Below are 20,218 nucleotides of genomic sequence, written 5' to 3'. Positions count from 1 at the left end.
CACGTAAACAACCATCCCCCCCCCGCCCATCACCAATACTATTTTTGGGGGGGGGGGTGTGGGGGGCGGGGGGGGGGGGGCCCCCCCGGGCCCGGGGGGGGGGGGCCCGGGGCCGCCCCCCCCCGCGTCCGCGGACTACCAGGTGACGGCGTCGTCCATGGACTGCTGCCAGTAGGTGACCTTGAGCGAGTCGTCGATGTAGAAACCCTTGGCGGGCAGCGCGGGGTTGCTTCCGGCGCCGACGCTCTCGTTGCCGGAGGGGCCGGAGAAGTAGACGGCCAGGGTGGTCTCGGTGTGGCCATGGCCGCCGCTGCCGTCGGCGGCGGACAGGTTCACCGAGGCGTAGCCGGACTCGCCCGGCTTGAGCGTGACGACGGCCTGCGGCTTGGAGTCCTCGATGACCGGCGGCACCGACTGGGCCTCGCCGAAGCGCACCGCCGGGTAGCCGTAGAGGTGGCAGGGGGCGCTGCCGGTGTTGGTGACGGTCAGCAGAAGGTGGTTGACCGGGCGGGTCAGCGGAGCCGCGACGGTCCTGGTGACGGAACCCTCGCAGGTGACGGCCTTGCTGTCCGCGGCGGCCGGGGGCTTTGGGACCGCGGTGGGGGCCTTCGCGGAGGGCTTGGCGGGGGCGGGGGCTCCGGTCGCGGGGGGTGCGGCGGGAGCACCGCTCTGGGCGGGGGCGGGGGCCCCGGGTGCGGCCGGGGCCCCGGTGGAGGCGGCCGGGGCGGTCGCGGTGGGTGCGGTCGCGGCGGGTGCCGGGGAGTTCGCGGCGGCCCCCTTGCCGCCCGCCTCCGCCGCGTCGTCGTTGCAGGCGCTCAGCGAGAGCGCGGCGATCGCGACGCCCGCGGCGGCGGTCAGGAAACGGGTGCGGGAGGTGCGGATGCCGGACATGTGCCGTGTCCCCTTCGGTGCTCGGGTCGGTCTGCTGCTTGGATGACCGGAGCTTGCGCGGTGATCCGTCCCGGGCGCCACGGTCTACGGCCGATCAGGGACGGTGGGACACTGGGACGGGCTCTGAGCTGGGGGAATGCCGGAGCCCTGGAACGCGTGCATGAGACGTGGGGGGGAAGTGCGATGAAACAGCCGCAGACGACGGGGAGCTCGGCGGCGGAGGATCTCGCGGCACTGCTGGGGGAGCTGAAGGAGCGTTCGGGGCTCAGTTACGGGGCGCTGGCCAAGCGCCTGCACCTGAGCACCTCGACGCTGCACCGCTACTGCATCGGCACCGTGGTGCCCACCGAGTTCGCACCGCTGGACCGCCTGGCGCGGGCGTGCCGGGCGACGCCGCAGGAGCTGACGGAGCTGCACCGGCGCTGGATCCTGGCGGACGGCACCCGCCGGGCGGGCCGACCGGGGCCGGAGGCGGGTGGTGCGGCCGACGCGGCGGCCGTGCCCGCGCCTGTGCCCGTACCGGACGCGCTACCGGTCGCGCAGGAGGAGCCGGCGGCCGTCGACGTGACGCCGCCCGAGGAGCCGGCGCCGAGGCGGGGCCGGCGCGGGGCGCTGGTGGCCGCCGTGGCGACGGCGGCCGTGCTGGGGGCGGTGGCGCTCAGCCTGGCGCCCTTCGGCGGCGGCGGGAACGGCGGCGGGAACGGCGGCGGGAACGGGGCCGGCGACCAGCGGCCGGCCGCGGCCGCCGCCACGACGGCGGACACCGTCGGCGCCACCGGCGCCGCGCAGCCGGAGACCGCAGGGCCCTCCGCGGCGGAGACCCCCGCCGCTCCCCCGAGCGCCGGGAGCGGTGAGCCCTCCGCCTCCCCCGCCTTACCCGCTTCCCCCGCCCCCGGTGCCCCCGGTGCCGTCGACACCCCGGCGGGCACCGGCGCCTCCCCTTCCCCCTCCCCCACGCCCACCGCCACCGCCGACCCGCTGAGGGTCGCGACCCGCCCCTACGTCTACGACAACCCCTGCTACCAGCACTTCCTCGTCAACAGCCCGCCCCAGCAGGTCGGCCCGCCCGCGAACGAGCCGGACGCGCCGCGCTGGGCGGCGGCCTACGGCGCGGTCGCCTCCGGGGAGCAGCGGGTCGCGCTGACCGTCCAGGGCACCGGCAAGGACACGGTGGTCCTGGAGGCACTGCACGTACGGGTCGTCACCAAGGGGGCGCCGCTCGCCTGGAACGACTACGCGATGGGGGACGGCTGCGGCGGCGACGTGGAGAGCGCGTCCTTCGACGTCGACCTGGACAGCGGCAGCCCGACGGTCACCGCCCGGGGCGGGCAGCGGTCCTTCCCGCGCAAGGTCAGCGAGTCCGACCCGGAGGTCTTCTACGTCACGGCGCACACCCGGGCGCACGACGTGCGCTGGGAGCTGACCCTGGACTGGTCCAGTGGCGGGCGCCGGGGCACGCTGCGCGTCGGCGCGGGCAGCGCGCCGTTCCGCACCAGCGCGGGTGTCGGGCGGCCGGCCTACAAGTACCCGCCGGGCAGCAGCGAGTGGGAACGGGCGGCGGTGGACCCGCAGGGGTGACACCCCGTACGCCCCCGGCCGGATCCGTGGCGCGCGGTCGGTGGCCGTAAGATCCCCGACAGCACCGGGCCCGTCAGGCCTCACCCACACGTCTCCGCAGCTCACGCGGGTCCGTGTGATCGCCGGGACGCCCGGCGGCCACGACAATGGTGCGGACAGTTCCCCGGAAGTACAGAGAAAGCGAAGCACCATGGATCTCGGCGTGCGCTGGAAGCTGCACGGTGACGGGCGCACGCCCGCACCGGGGGCGGTGGTCCGTCCCGACGAACGGCTCTCCTGGCCCCGCACGGTAGGGCTCGGCGCCCAGCACGTGGTGGCGATGTTCGGGGCGAGCTTCGTGGCGCCCGTGCTGATGGGGCTCGACCCGAACCTCGCGATCATGATGTCCGGCGTGGCGACCGTGATCTTCCTGCTGGCCACCAAGGGCCGGGTGCCCAGCTACCTGGGCTGCTCGCTGTCCTTCGTGGGCGTGGCCGCGGTGATCCGGGCGCAGGGCGGCACCAGCGCGACGGTGACCGGCGCGGTGTTCGTGGTGGGCGTGGTGCTGTTCCTGGTGGGTGTGGCGGTCCAGAAGTTCGGGGCGCGCATCATCCATGCCGCGATGCCGCCGATCGTCACCGGCGCGGTGGTCATGCTGATCGGCTTCAACCTCGCCCCGGTGACCGCCTCGGTGTACTGGCCGCAGGACCAGTGGACGGCGCTGCTGGTGATGCTGTTCACCGGTCTGGCCGTGGTGTGCCTGCGCGGTTTCTGGTCGCGGGTGGCGATCTTCCTGGGGCTGCTGTTCGGCTACGGGATCTCCTGGCTGTTCGACCAGGTCTTCGGGAAGATCCACTCGGTGAACGGCGCCGGGCAGATGACCGACCACTGGCGTCTGGACCTGTCGGGCGTCGGCAAGGCGGACTGGATCGGCCTGCCGACCTTCCACGGCCCGTCCTTCCAGTGGTCGGCGATCCTGGTGGCGCTGCCCGTGGTGATCGCGCTGGTCGCGGAGAACGCCGGGCACGTCAAGGCGGTCGGCGAGATGACCGGCACGAACCTGGACGACAAGCTGGGCACCGCGATCTCCGCGGACGGCATCGGCTCCATGCTCTCCACCGCGGTCGGCGGCCCGCCGAACACCACGTACTCGGAGAACATCGGCGTCATGGCCGCCACCCGGGTCTACTCCACCGCCGCCTACTGGTGCGCGGCCGGCTTCGCGCTGCTGTTCGGCCTGTGCCCGAAGTTCGGCGCCATCGTGGCCGCGATCCCGGGCGGGGTGCTCGGCGGCATCACCGTCATCCTGTACGGCATGATCGGCCTGCTCGGCGCGCAGATCTGGACCAGGGCCCAGGTGGACCTGCGCAACCCGCTGAACCTGGTGCCGGCCGCGGCGGGCATCATCATCGGCATCGGCAACGTGACGCTGAAGTTCACCGACACCTTCAGCCTCAGCGGCATCGCGCTCGGCACGCTGGTCGTCATCACCGGCTACCACGTGCTGCGGGCGCTGGCCCCGGCGCACCTCAAGACGCAGGAGCCGCTGCTGGACGAGGGCACCTCCTCGTACGACGAGCAGACGCGACCCGGCGCGGGCGCGTAACCGGGAACAGGGAGCACGGCGCGACGGCCGGCGGAAGTGTCCGAAAAGGATCTTCCGCCGGCCGTTTCGTCTGGCCGGACGGGCCGGCCCGGTGGTCGAATCACTGCCCGTCCGCACCGGTCACTCATCCACCTTGGAGAGACGTGTCCCTTCTGAACCACCGCCTGAACCACCGCCGCAAGGCCGCCACCGCGGCCGTCGCCCTCGGCACCCTCGCGATCACCTGCGCCGGGGTGACGCCCTCCAGTGCCGCCGGCCAGGTCATCTGGACGCCGAGCACCAGCACCGGCCCGTCCTCCTTCAAGGCCGTCCAGTGCGCGGCCGGCAACTTCGGCGTCGTCAAGGACGCGACCAAGGGCAACGTGTGGCGGGCCTTCCAGGCCGCCGGGGAGGAGCGCTGCGAGACGCTCAGCCCCGACCTGAAGGAGGGCGACACCTTCTACCTGGGCTGGTCGTCCAAGGTGGACATCAAGGACACCGAGAGCCGGTACGTGTTCCAGCTGAAGTGCTCGCCGAGCACCGACACGGCCAACCACCCGATCGAGATCGACATCGTCAACGGCCGCGTCCGCCTCCAGGAGTGGGACACCGCCCACGTGGCGCACTCGCTGTGGACCGCGCAGACGGCCAACAACACCTGGCACTCCTACGCGCTGAAGATCCACCTGGGCCGCACGGACGGCACCATCGACTTCTGGTTCGACGGGGTCAAGCAGACCTTCACCACCGGCTCCGGCACCTTCAAGGGCACCACCTGGGACGGCGACCGCAACTACCTCAAGTGGGGCTCCTACCACCCCGCCACGGGCGACGCCACGAACACCTTCACCAGCCCGGTGATGGCGACGACCCTGGAGGCCGCCACCGCCGGCTCCTAGGCTTCGGCGACGCACCACGGGCCCGGACCGCCACAACGTGCGGTCCGGGCCCGCCGGTTCACCTCCGCACCGCGCGGCCGGGCCCGGGCGGCGGTAACCGGACAGCCTGCGGCGCGCCGGTCGGGTCAGGTCAGCAGTACTTGAAGGAGCTGGTCTTGTCGTTGATCCACGACGGGACGGACGGCCACCGCTCCCACCGGCCGATCTTGAACTCCGCGCCGCCGTACCAGTTGTGCTCGTAGAAACAGGTGTGGCTCCCCGAGTCGTCGACCTGGTCGCCGGTCGGCGACGTCGCCCGTAACGGCTGCCGGGAGCCTCGGGCGGGCATGGCGAAGGGGGCAGCCGGGCGGTCTTCGCCCCGGCTGCCCCCCTTCGGGCCGCCGGTCTGTGCTCAGGGCTGCATGAGCGTGGCGGCGTCGGTGTTCGCGCCGCAGAGCACCACGCACACCTTCTCGCCGCTGGCGGGCCGGTAGCTGCGGCTCGCCGTGGCGGGCCGGGTCGGCAGGTCCCGGTCGGCCGTGTGCCGGTCGGTGGCGAGCAGGCCTGCCAGGGCGGTGGCCGCACCGTGCTCCACCGCGATCCGCCGGTGGTCCCACAGTGCCTGGCGGGCGCGGACGATCCCCGTGTCCGGGACGAGGACGGAGTGGACGCCGTCCTGCCGGGCGGCACGCAGGGCCGCGGCGGAGGTGCGGCGGGCGCCGAGGGAGTCGGCGGCGATCGAGTCGACCGGGACGTCGACCGGGCGGCCGGCCTCGATCGCGGCGTTCAGCGCGCGGCAGTTCTCCGGCTCGACCGCCACGGTGCGGATGCCGTGGTGCTGGGCGGCCGTCGCGACACCGGCGAACAGGCCGCCGCCTCCGACTGCGACCACGACGGTGTCCAGGCCGGGGATCCGCTGGTGGATCTCCTCCAGCAGGGTGCCCGCCCCGGCGGCGATCAGCGGGTGGTCGTAGGCGTGCGAGGCGAGCGCGCCGGTGGCGGCGGCGAACTCCTCGCAGGCCGCGAGGGCCTCGGCGTACTCCGCGCCGACCAGACGGACCTCGGCGTCGTAGCCGCGGAGCTTGGCCACCTTCACCTGCGGTGCCGTCTCGGGGAGGAACACGGTGGCCCGCACGCCCTGCTGCCGGGCGGCCCACGCACAGGCCAGCCCGGCGTTGCCGCCCGAGGCGATGGTCACCCCGGCCTCGGACAGGGTGTTGGCGTCGCGGTGGGCCTGGATGAAGTTCTGCGCACCACGGGCCTTGAACGAGCCGGTGTGCTGCATGAACTCCATGGCCAGCCACACCTCGCACGGGATGACCTCCCGGTCATCCACCGGGTCGCGGTGGGCGGTGCGGATCGCGCCCGGGTCGACCGGGGACAGGGTGACGGGACGGATGCGTCCGGCGATGCGGTCGGTGGCGGCCTTGATGTCGCCGTACGTGAGCTGGTGCACTTCGTTGCTCCTGCGATGAGTTGGTGACGGCGGCTCCCCAGGCGGAGCCGAGGCGGGCCGGCGAGACAGCGATCGGGTCCGGGCGCATCCCGGCCCGCTGCCAGGCCGCCCGAGCGGCCTCCGCGTCACACCGGTACCGGCCGGAATCGAGTCGGCCGTCCTGGTCGCGGTAGTCGTTCAGGGCCGGGCCGAACCGGACGATCGGGGTGGCACCCGGGCGGGGTCGTAGTCGGCGGTGGGCAGCGGGTCGAGTGCCGGGGTGCGGGGCATGTCGCCTCCGTAAGGATGCATGAGCCTACCGTGACGGTACGCTGAGCCGCGTGGCCGGAGCTGATCCACGGCCGCCCGGCCGTTGTCCACCCGCAGCACCTCGCTGCCCTGCCGGCACGCGGCGGCGCCGGCATGGGTATCCCGGCACGGCCGCGCGACGGCGTGCGCGGAGGGAGACGCAGCAGGCCCGGACCGCGGGGGTGCGGTCCGGGCCTGCGCTTCAGGTGGCTGCGGTGGCCGGTCGGGTCAGGTCGGGTCAGCAGTACTTGAAGGAGCTGATCTTGTCGTTGATCCAGGAGGGGACGGAGGGCCACCGCTCCCAGGGGCCGATCTTGAACTCCGCGCCGCCGTACCAGTTGTGCTCGTAGAAGCAGATGTGGCTCCCCGTGTTGTTGATCACGGAGGACGTGATGTCCTGCATGCCCCTGTCCCCGGGGGAGGTGTGCTCCAGCTTGCCCAGGTCGCCGATGTTCTGGTCCGAGCCGATCGCCGCGAACTTGCCGGTGGGGCCCGTGTTGCCCACGTAACCGTTCTCGGACCACAGGCAGACGTAGTTGGTGGGGCAGGCTCCGGCGCCCTGCCCGACGGGGATCACGTTGGCGCTGGCGGAGCCCGCCACGGTCACGACCAGCCCGACGGCGGTGGCGGCGGCCAGGCCCAGCCTGGCCAGGTTCTTGGAGAGCTTCATGACGATCCGTTCAGGTCGAGGAAAGGGGAAGGGAGGAAGGGAGGTCAGCAGAACTTGAAGGAGCTGATCTTGTCGTTGATCCACGCCGGGATGCCGGGCCACTGCTCCCAGGGGCCGATCTTGAACTCCGCGCCGCCGTACCAGTTGTGCTCGTAGAAGCAGATGTGGCTTCCGGTGTTGTTCACGATCGAGGAGGCGGTGTCCTGCATGCCCTTGTCCCCGCCGCCGTCCCTCCCCTGGAGCTTGCCCATGTCGCCGGTGTTCTGGTTCGACGCGAAGGCGCCGAACTTCGCGCCGTTGACGGTCCCGCCCTGGATGAAGTTGCCCTCCGACCACAGGCAGACGTAGCCGCTGGGGCACGAGCCGGCCCCGTGGCCCATGTCGTAGACGTTGGTGGCGCTCGCGGAGGTGGCCCCGGTCACGAGCAGGCCGACGGCGGCGGCGGCGGCCAGGCCGAGCTTGGCCAGGTTCCTGGAGAGCTTCATGACGATCCGTTCAGGTCGAGGAAGAGGGAAGGGTGAAGGGAGAAGGGGGTCAGCAGAACCTGAAGGAGCTGATCCTGTCGTTGATCCACGACGGGACGGAGGCCCACTGCTCGCGGGGGCCGATCTTGAACTCCGCGCCGCCGTAGTTGTTGTGCTCGTAGAAGCAGATGTGGCTCCCGGTGTTGTTCACGACCGAGGAGGTCTCGTCCGTCATGCCCTTCCAGCGCCAGAGCGTGCTCTCGTACTTGAAGTTCGCCATGTCCGGGATGTTCTGGTTCGCGCCCACGGCCCCGTAGTCGACGCCGCCCTTCGGGTTCCCCGCGATGAAGTTGTTCTCGCTCCACAGGCACACCCAGTTGGCGGGGCACTTGCCGGGGCCGGTCTGGATCGAGGTGAGGACGTCGGCGCTCGCACTCGTCGTCGTGGCGGCGAGCACGCCGGCCACCGTGGCGGCACCCACCGCGAGCCGCATCGCCGTCTTCCGCAGGTTCATGAATGATCTCCTCTGCTCTCTGCATTCCTGGGGGCGCTCCGGCGCTTCGCTCGCGGAGCAACACCACCACTGTGGCGGCGAGGGCAGGGGGGAGGCATCGGTCATCCGACCACATGTGGGAGCCGGGTCGTTGACCTAGTCGATGACCTACTCGGCCGGCCGGCGGCGCCGCCATAGGTATCCCGGCACGGTCGCGCGACGGTGGGCGTGGACGGAGACGCCGCAGGCCCGGACCGCGGGGAGTGCGGTCCGGGCCTGCGCTTCGGGTACGTGCGGGTGGCGGGTCGGGTCAGGTCAGCAGTACTTGAAGGAGCTGATCTTGTCGTTGATCCACGACGGGACCGAGGGCCACTGCTCGTGGGGGCCGATCTTGAACTCCGCGCCGCCGTACCAGTTGTGCTCGTAGAAGCAGACGTGGCTCCCCGTGTTGTTCACCACGGACGACGTGATGTCCTGCATCCCGTCCCAGAAGGCGTCGTTCTTCTGCAGCTTGCCCAGGTCGCCGATGTTCTGGTCCGAGGCGATCGCCCCGATCTTGTTGGAACCGATCTTGCCGACGAAACCGTTCTCGGACCACAGGCAGACGTAGTTGGCGGGGCACGCCCCTGCGCCCTGCCCGACGCCGAGGATCGTGTTGGCGCTGGCGGAGCCGGCCACGGTCACGACCAGCCCGACGGCGGTGGCGGCGGCCAGGCCGAGCCTGGTCAGGTTCTTGGAGAGCTTCATGACGATCCGTTCAGGGTCAAGGAGAAGAGAGGGAAGGGAAGGCGGAAGGATCAGCAGAACTTGAAGGAGCTGATCTTGTCGTTGATCCACGACGGGAGGGAGGGCCAGTGCTCCCCGGGGCCGACCTTGAACTCCAGGCCGCCGTACCAGTTGTGCTCGTAGAAGCAGACGTTGCTCCTGGTGTTGTTCAGCACCGACGAGGTGATGTCCTGCATGCCCTTGTCGGTGCTGGCGACCTTCTGGAGCTTGCCCATGTCACCGGTGTTCTGGTCTGCCGCGAAGGCACCGAACTTGAGGTCGTTGTAGAACGAGCCCTGGATGAAGTTGGCCTCCGACCACAGGCAGATGTAGCCGCTGGGGCACGAGCCGGCCCCGTGGCCCATGTTGTAGACGTTGGTGGCGCTCGCGGAGGTCGCGGTGGTCACGATCAGACCGGCAGCGGCGGCGGCGACCAGGCCGAGCTTGGACAGGTTCCGGGAAAGCTTCATGACGATCACTTCCGTTCAGGTTCAGGTGGAGGGGACGGGACAGGTCAGCAGAACTTGAAGGAGCTGATCTTGTCGTTGATCCACGACGGGACCGAGGCCCACTGCTCGTGGGGGCCGATCCTGAACTCCAGGCCGCCGTAGTTGTTGTGCTCGTAGAAGCAGATGCTGCTCCCGGTGTTGTTCACGACCGAGGAGGCATCGTCCACCATTCCCTTCCAGCGATGCTCGTTCGGCAGGAACTGGATGTACGCGATGTCCGGGATGTTCTGGTTCGAACCTATGGCCCCGAAGTCGATGCCGCCCTTCGGGTTCCCCTTGATGAAGTCGTTTTCGCTCCACAGGCACACCCAGTTGGCCGGGCACTTGCCGGCGCCGGTCTGGATCGAGGTGAGAACGTCGGCGCTCGCGCTCGTCGTCGTGGCGGCGAGCACCCCGGCCACCGTGGCGGCACCCAACGCGAGCCTCGTCGTCATTCGCCGCAGGTTCATCCTGATCTCCTCTGTATCTCTGCATGCCCAGGGGGGTGCTCCGGCGCTTCGCTTGCGGAGCGACACCACTGTGGCGGCGGGGGCACTGAGGAGGCATCAGTCATCCGACTGCCTGTGCGACCGGCGACGACGACCTAAGTCGGGTCCGGGGTGAAGTCCGGTGAACGCGCCGGCCCCCGCATGCCGTGGCATGCGGGGGCCGGGGCGCCGGGTTCTAACGCGTCGGTCAGTACCGGGTGGTGACGGTGACGCCGCTGAAGGCGGTCTTGCCGTAGAGGCTGAGGTAGCGGTAGCCGCCCGTGGTGTTGGTGACGGTGATGGTCTGGGTGGTGCCGCTGTTGGTGGAGGAGGCGGTGTAGGAGGTGTTGGAGGCCCAGCTGTCGGCGTTGTAGTAGAGGTAGGCGGTGCCGGTGCCGCCGGCGGTGGAGACGGTCAGGGTGGTGGTGCCGGCCGGCATGTAGATGTACATCTGGTCCAGGCTTCCGGCCGCGGCGGCGCGGTCGGTGCGGAAGCAGTTGTAGTCCATCTTCCGGGCGTCGCTGCCGGCACAGGCGGCGGGCGCGGCCGGGGCGGTGACGGTGACGGTCTGGGTCGCGGTGGCGGTCTTGCCGTAGCTGTCGGTGACGGTCAGGGTGACGGTGTAGGTGCCGGGCGTGCGGTAGGACTTCGTCGGGGAGGCCGTCGTGGAGGTGGTGCCGTCGCCGAAGTTCCAGGCCCGGGTGGTGATGCTGCCCTTGCCGTCGGTCTCGGTGGAGCGGTCGGTCAGCTGGACGTTCAGGTCCCGCACCGCGGTGTCGAAGGCGGCCTTCGGGGTGCCCGGGGCCAGGCAGGTGTCGGTGGCGCAGGTGCCGAGCCAGTTGGTGAAGTCGGCGTCGTAGGCGGCGCCGATACCGTTGTAGTAGGCGTAGCCGCGGGCGTAGTCGCCGGTGCGGAAGAACTGGAGCATCGTCTGCACGACGCCGGGGAACCGCTCCATCATGTAGCGGTTGGCCAGGTAGCCCCAGTGGTAGGTGCGGACGACGTCGCTGTTGAGGTACGTGCTCTGGAACAGGGTGCTCAACGCGTAGGTGTGCTTGGGCGCCTGGGCGACGGCGTTGGTGTCGGTGACGCCGCGGTAGGTGTAGGAGACGTACTCGGCGAAGCCCTCGATCCACCACAGGTCGGGGACGCTGATCTGCTGGTTGAAGCCGCCCTTCATGTCGTAGCGGGCGTCCAGGACGTGGGCGTACTCGTGGTTGAGGTTCCAGATCCGGGCGGTGAAGCCGTTGTCGTTCGGGTGCCGGTACATGATCGAGACGGGCTGGTTGGCCGGGTCGGTCGGGTCGCCGGTCAGGGTGATGCCGCCGTTGTTGGTGGCGGCGCCGTACATCGCGCCGGCGTAGGTCTGATAGTCGGCCTGGCTGGCGAACACCACGAGCTGCACGGAGGACTCGTACTGGCCGGGGATGGGGCCGTTGTCGCGGACCAGGTTGTGGAAGTACGCGTCCTCGCCCTTGAGGTTGGCGCAGACGGCGGCGAGTTCGGCCGCGGTGAGGTCCTGCGCCAGGACGGTGAGGGTGGGGTTGCAGGTCTGCCGCATCGGCAGCACGGCCGTGGTGAGGCGCTGCTTCAGGTCGCAGATGCCGTAGTAGGAGCACTGGCCCCGGTCGTAGAAGTCGGCCACGTTGGCGGCGCCGACCCACAGCCGGGCGGTCGGGCCGGTCATCGACGAGGCGTCGAGCAGGCCCTTGATCAGCGGCCGGACCTTGGCCTGGAGAGCCGGGTACTCGATGAAGCGGGACAGCTCGACGCCGGCGTTGCCCTCCAGGTACCCGCGGTCGGTGCCCAGCAGGTCGAGGTGGTTGCGGGTGAAGGCGGTGAGCGTGTCGATGATGCTCGGGTCCGCGGTGACGGCGGTGCCGAAAGCGGGGTTCTCGTGGCCCCGGTCCAGCGGCATGAACGCGCTGTTGACCAGGTTGAGCAGGTCCCTGGACGTGTCGTACGAGCTGTTGTAGCCGCTCAGCACCTGCTTGTAGGTGCCGAGGTAGCGGCCCTGCACGTTGGCGCTGTCGGTGAGGATGATGACGTCGGCCGCGACCTTGGCGTGGGCGTCCGTGGCGTCCGCGAAGTGCGGGCCGGCCACGAAGGCGTCGATGCCGCGCGTCACGGCGTCGGTCAGCGAGGCGTCGAACGGCGGCACGTGCGCCGGGTCGTTGGACTGCAGGTAGTAGCCGGCACGCAGGAACAGAACCAGCTGCCAGACCCCGGTGGAGTTGTCACCCGGGTAGGTGGCGACGGCGGTGCGGAAGGCGTCCGCGACGGTGGCCATCTGGCTCTGCCGGAACATCGCGGAGGCGTCCGCGCTGCCGCCGATGTAGAAGAGCCTGGAGACGCACTCGGGCGTCGAGGCCGTGAGGAAGGAGACTAGGGCCTGGCCGGTCCGGCCGTTGAAGTCGGCCGGGTTGCAGGGGGCGGCGGCGGCCGGTGCCGCCGTCAGGGTGCGGGGCGCGGCCGTGAGCGAGGCCGTGCCGGTGGAATCCGGCCGGCTGGGCGGGCTGGCGGGCGGCAGTTGGGCGGCGGTGAGCCGACGGGTCTGGGGTGCGGCGGGGCTCTCGGAGTCCGTGGTGGTGGTGCTGCCGGTCACCGTCAGCGGGCCGCCCGCGGTCTGGTGCGGGCTCGAAGCGGCCGCGGCGGGGGCGGTCTGGGAGGGGATGGGGGCAGGGGCTGCCTGGCTCGGTCCGGCGGATATGCCGAGCAGGACGGTGCCTGCCGCGGCGACTGCGGCCAGCAGTCTGGGCATGCGTGAGAGGGGACGCATCGTCATTCCTTCGTGGGGGAAACGCACATGAATGCACCACGGAAGGGGGGAAGGTGTGGAGGCATCCGGAGTGCGTGACGCACGGTCTCACAGGAGCAGCGTGCCCATCAATGGGGTGTGACATGTCATGTGTCTCAGTTTCACGCCCACGGAGAGTCAGCGGAGCTGCGTGAACGGAGGGTGGCCCGGGAACGGTTCGTTCCCGGGCCACCCTTCACTACCAGTCGGGCTGGGTTCAGACTTCGCCGAACTCGCCGCTGCGGACGGCGGCGATGAAGGACGCCCAAGCCTCGGCGGGGAAGGCGAGGGTCGGGCCGTGGGGGTCCTTGGAGTCGCGAACCCTGCCGGGGCGCGCGTCGTCCACCTCGATGCAGTTGCCACCGTTGTTGCTGTGCGAGCTCTTGCGCCACACGGCGCCGGCCAGATCAGGTTCCAGAGCGCTCATGGCCCTTGCCTGCCCTCCCCCGCACACGCAAAACGCCCGGCCGGGAACCCCCAGCCGGGCGTCTGACTGACCTCAGACTTCGCCGAACTCGCCACTGCAGACGGCGACGACGAACGACGCCCAGGCCTTGATCGGGAAGACAAGAGCAGGCCCCTTTGGATCCTTGGAGTCACGGACCGGCATGACCCCCGGGCAGCCGTCCGCAACTTCGATACAGCCACCCTGCCCGTTGCTGTAGGTGCTCTTGCGCCACTTGGCGCCCACGGTGTGAGACATAGTCCGTTCCTTCCAGGCTTCGAATCAGGCTTCGCCGAACTCGCCGCTGCGAACGGCGCTGATGAAGGAGGCCCACGCCTCGGCGGGGAAGGCGAGGATCGGCCCGTTCGGGTCCTTGGAGTCGCGGACCCTCCCGGGGTGCGCGTCGTCCACCTCGACGCAGCCGCCCCCACCGTTGCTGTACGAGCTCTTGCGCCACACAGCGCCGGCCAGGTCACCTTCCAGAGCGCTCATGGCCCTTGCCTGCCCTCCCCCACGCACACAAAACGCCCGGCCGGGGAACCCCCAGCCGGGCTTCTGGCAGTCTGACTTCAGACCTCGCCGAACTCGCCACTACGGACGGCGGTGACGAAGGACTTCCACGCCTCGAACGGGAAGACGAGAGCCGGGCCCTCGGGGTCCTTCGAGTCACGGACAGGCGCCAGACCGGGGAAGCCGGGAGCCACCTCGACGCACGACCCGCCGTTGTTGCTGTAACTGCTCTTGAACCATGCGGCGCCGGACAGGTCTACAGGGCGAATCATGACGTTCCTCTCATGCCTTGCTTGCGGATCTTCTCCAGTGACGCAGCCTTCGACAACGCTTCCACCTGGAGCTGATGGTAGTCCCGCTCCCAGGCCAGGGCAGTATCAGCATCTCGCTCAAGGAAGCCGCGCAGCTGGCACTCCGAGTATGCCAGGAGTGATCGATCCGCCAGAGTCAGCAGCGTGACCATCATGGTGAACGGCAGCTCTTCCGCGAGCGAGAAGGGCGCCACCTGGATCGTGATGTTCGGGCGGCTCGCGAGGTCTTCAAGGTGCGCCAGCTGACGTGCCATGACCTTGGCCCCTCCCACCCTTCGCAGGAGAGCGCCTTCATCCAGGACGAAGTGCAGGCGTGGCGCCGACCGCTGGTCAAGCAGCTTCTGGCGTGTGGCGAGGAAGTCGAGTCGATCCGCAGCCTGCTCCTCGGTGATACTGCCCCGCCGAACGGCTGCGGACGCGAAGGCGCTGGCATACTCCATCGTTTGCACCAGGCCAGGAACAATGCCCAGCTCGAAGTGGGAGATGCGCTGGGCTTTCGCCTCTTGCGCCGCGTACTCGGGAAACCCTTCCAGCAACGACGACCGACTGAGACTCCAGTACGTCAGTTCCAATGCTCCACCGGCATCGACGGCCTTGTCAGCCCTTCGAACCCAGTCAAGTGTGGGATTGCGTGTCCCTCGTTCGAGGTTCGAAATCTGACTATCACTCAACTGGGTTCGCCAGCCGAGCTGGGTCTGAGTCAAGCCCGCCGCCTTGCGCAACCTGCGCAGTTGAGCACCAAACGCCTTGAGGGGCGAGGCCGACGGATCCAGCTGAGACTCACGCATCGTCAGACCTCCACTGCTGCGCGAATTCCACACGGGGAAACTGTCAAGTGGGGAAGCCTTCCGATCGTAACGGGTAAGAGGCCACCATGGCTACGCCTGGTGATCCACCGGGTGCACAGCGCAATCTTTCGCACGCAATCCCCCTTGAGGTGCTCCCCCATGCTCACTGCCCGGCGTCCCCGCATGTTCGTCGCGCGCCTCGACTCCCGCGCCGAATCCACGCCCCTGGCCCGCTACTTGCTCCGGGCGTACCTCTCCGGGCTCCCCTCCGGCGACCGCTACCGCGACACCGCCGAACTCCTCCTCGGCGAACTCTTCGCCAACGCCGTCCAGCACTCCGACGCCCCCGACGACCAGCACATCGAGATCCGCTTCACCCTCACCGGCTCCCGCCTCCGCCTCGAAGTCCACGACGCCAGCACCACCCACCCCTCCCTCCGCACCGCCGCCCCCGACGACGAGCACGGGCGCGGGCTGTTCCTCGTCAACGAACTCGCCGAACGCTGGGGCTGCGCCACCCGCCCTTGCGGCATCGGCAAGTTCGTCTGGGCCCTCGTCGCTCCCGCCACCACCGTCTGAAAGCCCGAACCCCCGTGAACCTCGCTACCCTCGCCCGTCACACCCTCTCCCGTGGCGCCACCCCCGCCGCCACCTACGCCCTCCTCACCCGCCTCGGCCACCAGCCCCTCCCCGTCGCCCGAGCCGTCTGCCTCGCCCTCGACATCCCCCACGCCGAAACCACCCGCCGCCTCGCCGACTGCCACGACGCCCTCCTCGCCGACCCCCGCCCCAACTCCGAGAACGACACCGGCGAACTCCTCGAAGCCCTCGGCGTCTTCGACATCCCCAAGCCCCTCACCCCCACCCAACACACCATTGTCGCCCTCCTCACCACCGCCATCGACGCCATCGGCGGCATCCGCCCCGGCCACCACCACGGCCTCAACCGCTGGTTCACCACCGGCAACCTCACCGCCGCCTACCTCTCCCTCACCGCCACCCACCCCCTGCCCCGCACCGGCGACCCCACCACCTACTGGACCACCCTCACCACCGCCGGCGAACTCCTCACCACCACCCCCAACCCCGACCCCCGCCTCAAATACGCCCTCACCCACTGCCGCACCCAAGCCACCCGCACCTGAACCCACACCCCGCACGAGAAGTCGAGCCCGCCGACTTCCTGTGCAGCGCAGTCGCCCATGCCTGATCGGCCGGGCCTGTCCACCATCGCCAGCATGCGAGCAGTGCTCGAGGCCTTCCTCCCGCGCGCCCCCATGGCTCCGGCGTGCGCCATAGGCCACGACGGAACGCTCGGGCTCCCAACTCCACCCGCGATGAGCCTTGTTGACGCCCGAGCGAAGAGAAAACAATCCGACGCACACCATCCGATAGACAGAAGAGGAGCACCGCATGCTGCCCAGCACAGTCTTGGAGGAGCTGGCCGAGGTGGCCGGCGAGTTGTTCGAGGGCGAGCCCGAGTACTACATCGCCCCGACCACGGACCGCTACCAGTACAAGAAGAAGAGCGGAAGCAGCGACGCCCCGCAGACCTACGACTCTTTCGAGGTCTGACATCAAGGGCGGACCGCCCTTCCAAGGGCGGTCCGCCCAACCCCGGCAACACCGTACGAGGGGAATCCATGCTCAAGCTACGCATCCTTGCGGACGACATGCGACACCCGTGGGAATGGGCCGCTGGCCGCTGGTTCAGCGGCAGTTCCTGGGTCGAGCCCTTCTGCCACCCCATGACCGCCCAGCACTTCCTGACGGACGGAAGACGTACGGCACTCATCAACGTGGCCCGCATCGCGGGGGCCGCTGAGGGTCTGAGCCGCGCGCACACTGCCGACGCCGCTCTTTACGACAAGGCCGTCAGCGCGGTACTCGACCACAACGACGACTGGGTGATGGTCGAGACACGCACGGACGGACAAGTACGAGTGCTCACCGGCACTTCCGGTACCGCACCGCTCTATCTCACCGCATGCACCGACGCCCTGTACGGTTCCTGGGACCTGCTGGAGTTGCGCCGCCACAGCGGCGACCTGGACGTCGTGGAGGTGGCACGACGGATCTCGCTGTCGGCCCGATACACGAACGCAACGTTCTGGCAGGACGTGCACCAACTCACCGAACGCGCCTGCGCCCTCTACACACCGGGCAAGTTGTCCGTGCAGTTCCCTGAGCCTGCCGAGCACTCCCGAGCCCGGAAGATCCGCGACGGAGCGAGCCCTGTCGACGCGTTCGAACAAGTGCTGAGCAGCGTCATCAGGCGGATACCGTGGAGCGCGGACAGCACCGCCGTGCAGCTGTCCGGCGGCGTCGACTCCACGAACACCGCTCTCGCCCTAAGCACCGACGAACGCGGATCCGGCCTCGTGGCCGCCGCCCTGATCCTGGACGGGGCTCGGGGAGCGCAGCAGACCCGGAGGCGTCGGAGCGTGATCGGCCACATCGATCGCGACTGGGCCGACGTCACCGTGAACGCCGTGGATCACCTGCCCTACGCTCCCGGTTCGATCTTCGCGCGCCAGGTGCCTGTGTCCCCTTACGGGGACCTCTACCTCGATGCTGTCGACACCCTCCACTCTCTACTGGAACAGCGAGGGGTTCGAACGGTATTCACGGGCATCGGCGGTGATGAACTGATGGCTTTCACCAGCGTGGAGGCCCCGCAGCGCACGACCCCCCTGTCGCAGTTGCCGACGTGGCTCGGACCGACAGCCCGCGAGGCGTTGTACGACGTGGATACGGGGATCGCGCCAGCAGCCGTCGTCCCCGAGACAGCGCTCATGGCAAAAGCCGGCGTGGCTCCTCCCCTCCTCAAACGCGGCATGTGGCCGGTCCATCCGCTCACGGCTCCGGCTCTGGTGCGGCTGTGCGAGTGGACGCCCGTGGACTGGCGCGAGGACAAGCAACTTCTCCGGGAGCTCATCGACCGCCATGGAATGGCGCCGGAGATCGCCCGCCCACCGATCCCGGAGAACTTCGGCAATATCATGGCCCTCGCTATGAGCAGGCACGGTGCCGGCCGCGTGCGACAGCTACTGGACGAGGGTTCCCCGCTGCTGGAGGCCCGGCTTCTCGACCCGGAGGCGCTGCACGCCGTCGCGGACCGGCTTGACACCGGAAGAGCCCAACGCGAGGACCGTGAAGTGGTGTTCGCCCTGCTCGCGGACTCTGCAACGACGATGCGTTGATCGCCTGAAGGACCGTCACACAGGAGACAGGAGACACCGGTGTTCCGGATGCGCGAAGCGACCGAGGCCGATGCCCGCACGATCGCCGACATGGTCCGCGAGCGGTCCCGCTGGCTGGCGGAACGCGGGCTCGGCGAGTGCGCGGCGGCGGCCGACGAGTTCGGCGCCCAGGCCGCACATCCTGACATTCCCGTGTGGGTGTTGGAACACCAGGAGCACGGTGTGGTCGGCTGCACGACGGTCATGCGGGAGAGCGCCCTTCCCCGGTGGGGCTTCACGGACGAGGAACGCGCCGAGCCCAGCCTCTTCCTCACGACCAGCTTCACGCGGCCGAACCCGTACCGCCTCGGCCGCCTGCTCGCCTGGTGGGCCCTCGACCGCGCCGCATCGGACAACGTCCGATGGGTGCGTCGCGGCACCGCCCAGGAACCGTTGTCGCGCTACTACCGACGGGAGCAGGGCTGGCAGCTGCTGCGCGTGGCCGAACTCCCCGAGGCGAAGGTCCACCTCCTCCAGCGCCGGGCCGAGCCTGTGCCGGAACTACCGGACCTCATGTCCGGAGTCGGGCTGTAGGAATCCACCGGAGTCGACAACGCCAGCTACCCCACAAACGGTCCGAGCTGACGGCCGGCCAGGCCCTGCCGCAACCGGCCGCCGAGGTGTCGGCCCTCGCCATGCAGCGAGGGCCGACACCGTCCTCCCCCCAACCCCGACCACCGCCTCACATACGCCCTCGTGCCCAGGACGATCGGCCGGCCGCGCACCCGGCGCCTCCTGGTCCTGGCGGACCGGGCCTACTCGTCCCGGGCGATCCGCGGACACCTGCGCAGGAGGCCTTCGGCAACCGGATCACTGCCGAACCGTGCGCCAGGTCCACCCCGGTGCGGTTCGGTGGGGCGCCGTCCTCGTCGTCATCGCGCAGCGCAGCATCAGCGCGGACTGCCGATCCTTGAGGTCATGCTGCTTGCCTGCCGAGAAGCCGGCGTACAACTGCCCGAAGCCGGCGGCGTACCTGCCCCTGCCGCCCTCCGGCATCCCGCCCGAGGGGCCGCGCGTTACGGGCGGGGTGAGGGGCAGGAGGTCTCGGCGCGGCCCTTGGCCGGCATGGATGCGTCGCGGTCCTTGCCCACGTTGTGGAAGAAGACCTTGCCCACCAGGATCGAGGCGTTGACCCCGGCCAGGCGGGCAGCGCTGTTGTCGGGCCCCTCGTTGGCAGGGTTGGATTCGGGCGCTTTCCGGGGCGCGACCGGAGCGACCGACAGCGCGGGCTGCGCCGGGGCTTGGTCCGGGAGGGAAGAGGGGGGTGCGGGCACTGTGTCGGCGTTGTTGGCCGGGACTGCGGCCGTCATGCGTTCCGGTGTCCAGTAGTCCGTGGCGGCCAGTGTCCGTGGCGCGGGCACCTGGGTGGAGGTGGACGTCCACGGCTTGGCTGCGGCCGGTACGGCCTGCGCGGCGGAGGCACCGGAGGTTCCCATGGTGGCCGGCGCGAGGGCGCCGATCACCGCAAGAGCGAGAGCCCTTGTTCTGTTTATGCTTCAACTCCATTGCGCAGAACGGGTGTTTGTTCCTGCACCGGCAATCTCGTTCAGGCCGGGAGTTGAGACCAGGAGGTTCTTCCGGGGCGATCGTGTTTGGCTGGAAGCGATGGCCGATTGGCGTGCGAAGGGACGCCGGGGCCAGTCCTCGACCGCGGCGCGCAGGAAGTCGGGCAGGCGACTCTGCTGGCGAAGTCGGTTGGGGTGAGTGTGGGACAGTAAGTTCCTTCCGGTTTTGGTGGGTTGGCGGTTTGCGGGGTGGGTTGTGCTGCGTCCTGGTGTTGTGTCGGGGATTCCGGTGGAGACCGTGGCGTTGGCTCGTCGGGTTCATCCGCGTGGGACGGATGAGATGCGGGTGCGGGACGCGCTGGGTCCGTTGTTCGTCGACGAGGACTTCACGGTGGGCGGGTTCGAGGAGATGTACGCGGGTCTGGGACGGCCCGGGATCTCGCCGGCCCTGCTGGTGATGGTCACGGTCCTGCAGTTCCTGCACAACCTCTCCGACCGGGACGCCGCGGTGGCGGTGGCCGACCGGATCTCCTGGAAGTACGCGCTGGGACTGGAGCTGGACTACACCGGCTTCGACGCCAGTGTGCTGTGCGAGTT

General features: G+C 69.8%; 26 protein-coding genes. 9 read left to right on the top strand and 17 right to left on the bottom strand.

Going from position 1 to position 20,218, the window contains the following annotated elements:
* Positions 1–135: 135 nt before the first annotated feature.
* Positions 136–891: a DUF4232 domain-containing protein gene (locus tag ACGF0D_RS42420; RefSeq protein WP_392925666.1), complete on the bottom strand. Its 756-nt coding sequence runs from the start codon at positions 889–891 to the stop codon at positions 136–138.
* A 183-nt stretch (positions 892–1,074) separates the two neighbouring features.
* Here ACGF0D_RS42420 and ACGF0D_RS42415 point away from each other — a divergent pair, with 183 nt between their 5' ends.
* From ACGF0D_RS42415 to ACGF0D_RS42405, 3 genes are all read left to right on the top strand, one after another.
* The gene (locus ACGF0D_RS42415; RefSeq protein WP_392925664.1) at positions 1,075–2,469 is read left to right on the top strand and encodes a helix-turn-helix domain-containing protein; all 1,395 of its coding nucleotides are present in this window, start codon (positions 1,075–1,077) and stop codon (positions 2,467–2,469) included.
* A 190-nt stretch (positions 2,470–2,659) separates the two neighbouring features.
* Entirely contained in the window at positions 2,660–4,054 is a 1,395-nt protein-coding gene (locus tag ACGF0D_RS42410) for a uracil-xanthine permease family protein (protein WP_392925662.1), read from the top strand.
* Between the two features lie 143 nt (positions 4,055–4,197).
* Entirely contained in the window at positions 4,198–4,932 is a 735-nt protein-coding gene (locus ACGF0D_RS42405) for a hypothetical protein (RefSeq protein WP_392925660.1), read from the top strand.
* A gap of 130 nt (positions 4,933–5,062) precedes the next feature.
* Here the strand turns inward: ACGF0D_RS42405 and ACGF0D_RS42400 are convergent, their stop codons facing one another.
* From ACGF0D_RS42400 to ACGF0D_RS42335, 14 genes are all read right to left on the bottom strand, one after another.
* Positions 5,063–5,260 (bottom strand): hypothetical protein, encoded by a 198-nt coding sequence (locus ACGF0D_RS42400; RefSeq protein ID WP_392925658.1) that lies wholly within the window; start codon positions 5,258–5,260, stop codon positions 5,063–5,065.
* 63 nt (positions 5,261–5,323) lie between these two features.
* Positions 5,324–6,367, bottom strand: coding sequence for a threonine/serine dehydratase (locus tag ACGF0D_RS42395; protein ID WP_392925656.1), 1,044 nt, complete (start codon positions 6,365–6,367; stop codon positions 5,324–5,326).
* A gap of 526 nt (positions 6,368–6,893) precedes the next feature.
* Positions 6,894–7,325, bottom strand: coding sequence for a peptidase inhibitor family I36 protein (locus tag ACGF0D_RS42390; RefSeq protein WP_392883409.1), 432 nt, complete (start codon positions 7,323–7,325; stop codon positions 6,894–6,896).
* 44 nt (positions 7,326–7,369) lie between these two features.
* On the bottom strand, positions 7,370–7,810 hold the full coding sequence (locus tag ACGF0D_RS42385; RefSeq protein WP_392925654.1) for a peptidase inhibitor family I36 protein: 441 nt from the start codon (positions 7,808–7,810) through the stop codon (positions 7,370–7,372).
* A 49-nt stretch (positions 7,811–7,859) separates the two neighbouring features.
* The gene (locus tag ACGF0D_RS42380; protein WP_392883412.1) at positions 7,860–8,303 is read right to left on the bottom strand and encodes a peptidase inhibitor family I36 protein; all 444 of its coding nucleotides are present in this window, start codon (positions 8,301–8,303) and stop codon (positions 7,860–7,862) included.
* A 294-nt stretch (positions 8,304–8,597) separates the two neighbouring features.
* Positions 8,598–9,029 (bottom strand): peptidase inhibitor family I36 protein, encoded by a 432-nt coding sequence (locus ACGF0D_RS42375; protein WP_392925652.1) that lies wholly within the window; start codon positions 9,027–9,029, stop codon positions 8,598–8,600.
* A gap of 50 nt (positions 9,030–9,079) precedes the next feature.
* Entirely contained in the window at positions 9,080–9,517 is a 438-nt protein-coding gene (locus ACGF0D_RS42370) for a peptidase inhibitor family I36 protein (protein ID WP_392925650.1), read from the bottom strand.
* A 44-nt stretch (positions 9,518–9,561) separates the two neighbouring features.
* A complete protein-coding gene (locus ACGF0D_RS42365; protein WP_392925648.1) occupies positions 9,562–10,005 on the bottom strand; it encodes a peptidase inhibitor family I36 protein in 444 nt (147 codons plus the stop codon).
* A 226-nt stretch (positions 10,006–10,231) separates the two neighbouring features.
* Positions 10,232–12,784 (bottom strand): collagenase, encoded by a 2,553-nt coding sequence (locus tag ACGF0D_RS42360; RefSeq protein WP_392925646.1) that lies wholly within the window; start codon positions 12,782–12,784, stop codon positions 10,232–10,234.
* Between the two features lie 253 nt (positions 12,785–13,037).
* Positions 13,038–13,247, bottom strand: coding sequence for a DUF397 domain-containing protein (locus ACGF0D_RS42355; protein ID WP_392925644.1), 210 nt, complete (start codon positions 13,245–13,247; stop codon positions 13,038–13,040).
* 72 nt (positions 13,248–13,319) lie between these two features.
* Entirely contained in the window at positions 13,320–13,523 is a 204-nt protein-coding gene (locus tag ACGF0D_RS42350; RefSeq protein ID WP_392925642.1) for a DUF397 domain-containing protein, read from the bottom strand.
* Positions 13,524–13,547: 24 nt separating this feature from the next.
* Entirely contained in the window at positions 13,548–13,757 is a 210-nt protein-coding gene (locus tag ACGF0D_RS42345) for a DUF397 domain-containing protein (protein WP_392925640.1), read from the bottom strand.
* Positions 13,758–13,834: 77 nt separating this feature from the next.
* Positions 13,835–14,047, bottom strand: a complete 213-nt coding sequence (locus ACGF0D_RS42340) for a DUF397 domain-containing protein (protein ID WP_392925638.1) — start codon at positions 14,045–14,047, stop codon at positions 13,835–13,837.
* Complete coding sequence (locus ACGF0D_RS42335) at positions 14,044–14,874, bottom strand: helix-turn-helix domain-containing protein (protein ID WP_392925636.1); 831 nt, start codon at positions 14,872–14,874, stop codon at positions 14,044–14,046. The genes ACGF0D_RS42340 and ACGF0D_RS42335 overlap by 4 nt, the downstream gene beginning before the upstream one ends.
* A gap of 159 nt (positions 14,875–15,033) precedes the next feature.
* Between ACGF0D_RS42335 and ACGF0D_RS42330 the strand changes: the two genes are divergently transcribed.
* The 5 genes from ACGF0D_RS42330 to ACGF0D_RS42310 all read left to right on the top strand — a co-directional run bounded on the left by ACGF0D_RS42330 (position 15,034) and on the right by ACGF0D_RS42310 (position 18,650).
* Complete coding sequence (locus ACGF0D_RS42330; protein ID WP_392925634.1) at positions 15,034–15,453, top strand: ATP-binding protein; 420 nt, start codon at positions 15,034–15,036, stop codon at positions 15,451–15,453.
* Positions 15,454–15,467: 14 nt separating this feature from the next.
* Positions 15,468–16,019, top strand: coding sequence for a hypothetical protein (locus tag ACGF0D_RS42325; RefSeq protein ID WP_392925632.1), 552 nt, complete (start codon positions 15,468–15,470; stop codon positions 16,017–16,019).
* A 268-nt stretch (positions 16,020–16,287) separates the two neighbouring features.
* On the top strand, positions 16,288–16,449 hold the full coding sequence (locus tag ACGF0D_RS42320) for a hypothetical protein (RefSeq protein ID WP_392879648.1): 162 nt from the start codon (positions 16,288–16,290) through the stop codon (positions 16,447–16,449).
* 68 nt (positions 16,450–16,517) lie between these two features.
* Entirely contained in the window at positions 16,518–18,077 is a 1,560-nt protein-coding gene (locus ACGF0D_RS42315; protein WP_392879646.1) for an asparagine synthase-related protein, read from the top strand.
* A gap of 48 nt (positions 18,078–18,125) precedes the next feature.
* Positions 18,126–18,650 carry a GNAT family N-acetyltransferase gene (locus tag ACGF0D_RS42310; protein ID WP_392925630.1) on the top strand — a complete coding sequence of 175 codons (525 nt, stop codon included), beginning with the start codon at positions 18,126–18,128 and terminating at the stop codon, positions 18,648–18,650.
* A 148-nt stretch (positions 18,651–18,798) separates the two neighbouring features.
* Here ACGF0D_RS42310 and ACGF0D_RS42305 read toward each other — a convergent pair whose 3' ends face one another.
* Together ACGF0D_RS42305 and ACGF0D_RS42300 are read right to left on the bottom strand one after the other, a co-directional pair.
* A complete protein-coding gene (locus ACGF0D_RS42305) occupies positions 18,799–18,999 on the bottom strand; it encodes a DUF6191 domain-containing protein (protein ID WP_392879694.1) in 201 nt (66 codons plus the stop codon).
* Between the two features lie 133 nt (positions 19,000–19,132).
* A complete protein-coding gene (locus ACGF0D_RS42300; protein WP_392879641.1) occupies positions 19,133–19,579 on the bottom strand; it encodes a hypothetical protein in 447 nt (148 codons plus the stop codon).
* A 388-nt stretch (positions 19,580–19,967) separates the two neighbouring features.
* Here ACGF0D_RS42300 and ACGF0D_RS42295 point away from each other — a divergent pair.
* Positions 19,968–20,218: transposase (locus tag ACGF0D_RS42295; protein ID WP_392925628.1), on the top strand; the 251-nt coding region annotated here is incomplete at its 3' end.

It is taken from the genome of Kitasatospora sp. NPDC048298, from assembly GCF_043201465.1.
GTDB lineage: Bacteria > Actinomycetota > Actinomycetes > Streptomycetales > Streptomycetaceae > Kitasatospora.
The sequence above is the reverse complement of the archived record's forward strand: the minus strand, read 5'-3'. Positions and strand labels throughout refer to the sequence as shown.

Coding starts and splice junctions, on each gene's coding strand:
- ACGF0D_RS42310 (WP_392925630.1), top strand. CDS start 18,126: ATGCGCGAAGCGACCGAGGCCGATGCCCGCACGATCGCCGACATGGTC.
- ACGF0D_RS42420 (WP_392925666.1), bottom strand. CDS start 891: ATGTCCGGCATCCGCACCTCCCGCACCCGTTTCCTGACCGCCGCCGCG.
- ACGF0D_RS42415 (WP_392925664.1), top strand. CDS start 1,075: ATGAAACAGCCGCAGACGACGGGGAGCTCGGCGGCGGAGGATCTCGCG.
- ACGF0D_RS42375 (WP_392925652.1), bottom strand. CDS start 9,029: ATGAAGCTCTCCAAGAACCTGACCAGGCTCGGCCTGGCCGCCGCCACC.
- ACGF0D_RS42355 (WP_392925644.1), bottom strand. CDS start 13,247: ATGAGCGCTCTGGAACCTGATCTGGCCGGCGCCGTGTGGCGCAAGAGC.
- ACGF0D_RS42360 (WP_392925646.1), bottom strand. CDS start 12,784: ATGCCCAGACTGCTGGCCGCAGTCGCCGCGGCAGGCACCGTCCTGCTC.
- ACGF0D_RS42385 (WP_392925654.1), bottom strand. CDS start 7,810: ATGAAGCTCTCCAGGAACCTGGCCAAGCTCGGCCTGGCCGCCGCCGCC.
- ACGF0D_RS42340 (WP_392925638.1), bottom strand. CDS start 14,047: ATGATTCGCCCTGTAGACCTGTCCGGCGCCGCATGGTTCAAGAGCAGT.
- ACGF0D_RS42345 (WP_392925640.1), bottom strand. CDS start 13,757: ATGAGCGCTCTGGAAGGTGACCTGGCCGGCGCTGTGTGGCGCAAGAGC.
- ACGF0D_RS42410 (WP_392925662.1), top strand. CDS start 2,660: ATGGATCTCGGCGTGCGCTGGAAGCTGCACGGTGACGGGCGCACGCCC.
- ACGF0D_RS42400 (WP_392925658.1), bottom strand. CDS start 5,260: ATGCCCGCCCGAGGCTCCCGGCAGCCGTTACGGGCGACGTCGCCGACC.
- ACGF0D_RS42370 (WP_392925650.1), bottom strand. CDS start 9,517: ATGAAGCTTTCCCGGAACCTGTCCAAGCTCGGCCTGGTCGCCGCCGCC.
- ACGF0D_RS42320 (WP_392879648.1), top strand. CDS start 16,288: ATGCTGCCCAGCACAGTCTTGGAGGAGCTGGCCGAGGTGGCCGGCGAG.
- ACGF0D_RS42350 (WP_392925642.1), bottom strand. CDS start 13,523: ATGTCTCACACCGTGGGCGCCAAGTGGCGCAAGAGCACCTACAGCAAC.
- ACGF0D_RS42380 (WP_392883412.1), bottom strand. CDS start 8,303: ATGAACCTGCGGAAGACGGCGATGCGGCTCGCGGTGGGTGCCGCCACG.
- ACGF0D_RS42365 (WP_392925648.1), bottom strand. CDS start 10,005: ATGAACCTGCGGCGAATGACGACGAGGCTCGCGTTGGGTGCCGCCACG.
- ACGF0D_RS42315 (WP_392879646.1), top strand. CDS start 16,518: ATGCTCAAGCTACGCATCCTTGCGGACGACATGCGACACCCGTGGGAA.
- ACGF0D_RS42335 (WP_392925636.1), bottom strand. CDS start 14,874: ATGCGTGAGTCTCAGCTGGATCCGTCGGCCTCGCCCCTCAAGGCGTTT.
- ACGF0D_RS42390 (WP_392883409.1), bottom strand. CDS start 7,325: ATGAAGCTCTCCAAGAACCTGGCCAGGCTGGGCCTGGCCGCCGCCACC.
- ACGF0D_RS42330 (WP_392925634.1), top strand. CDS start 15,034: ATGCTCACTGCCCGGCGTCCCCGCATGTTCGTCGCGCGCCTCGACTCC.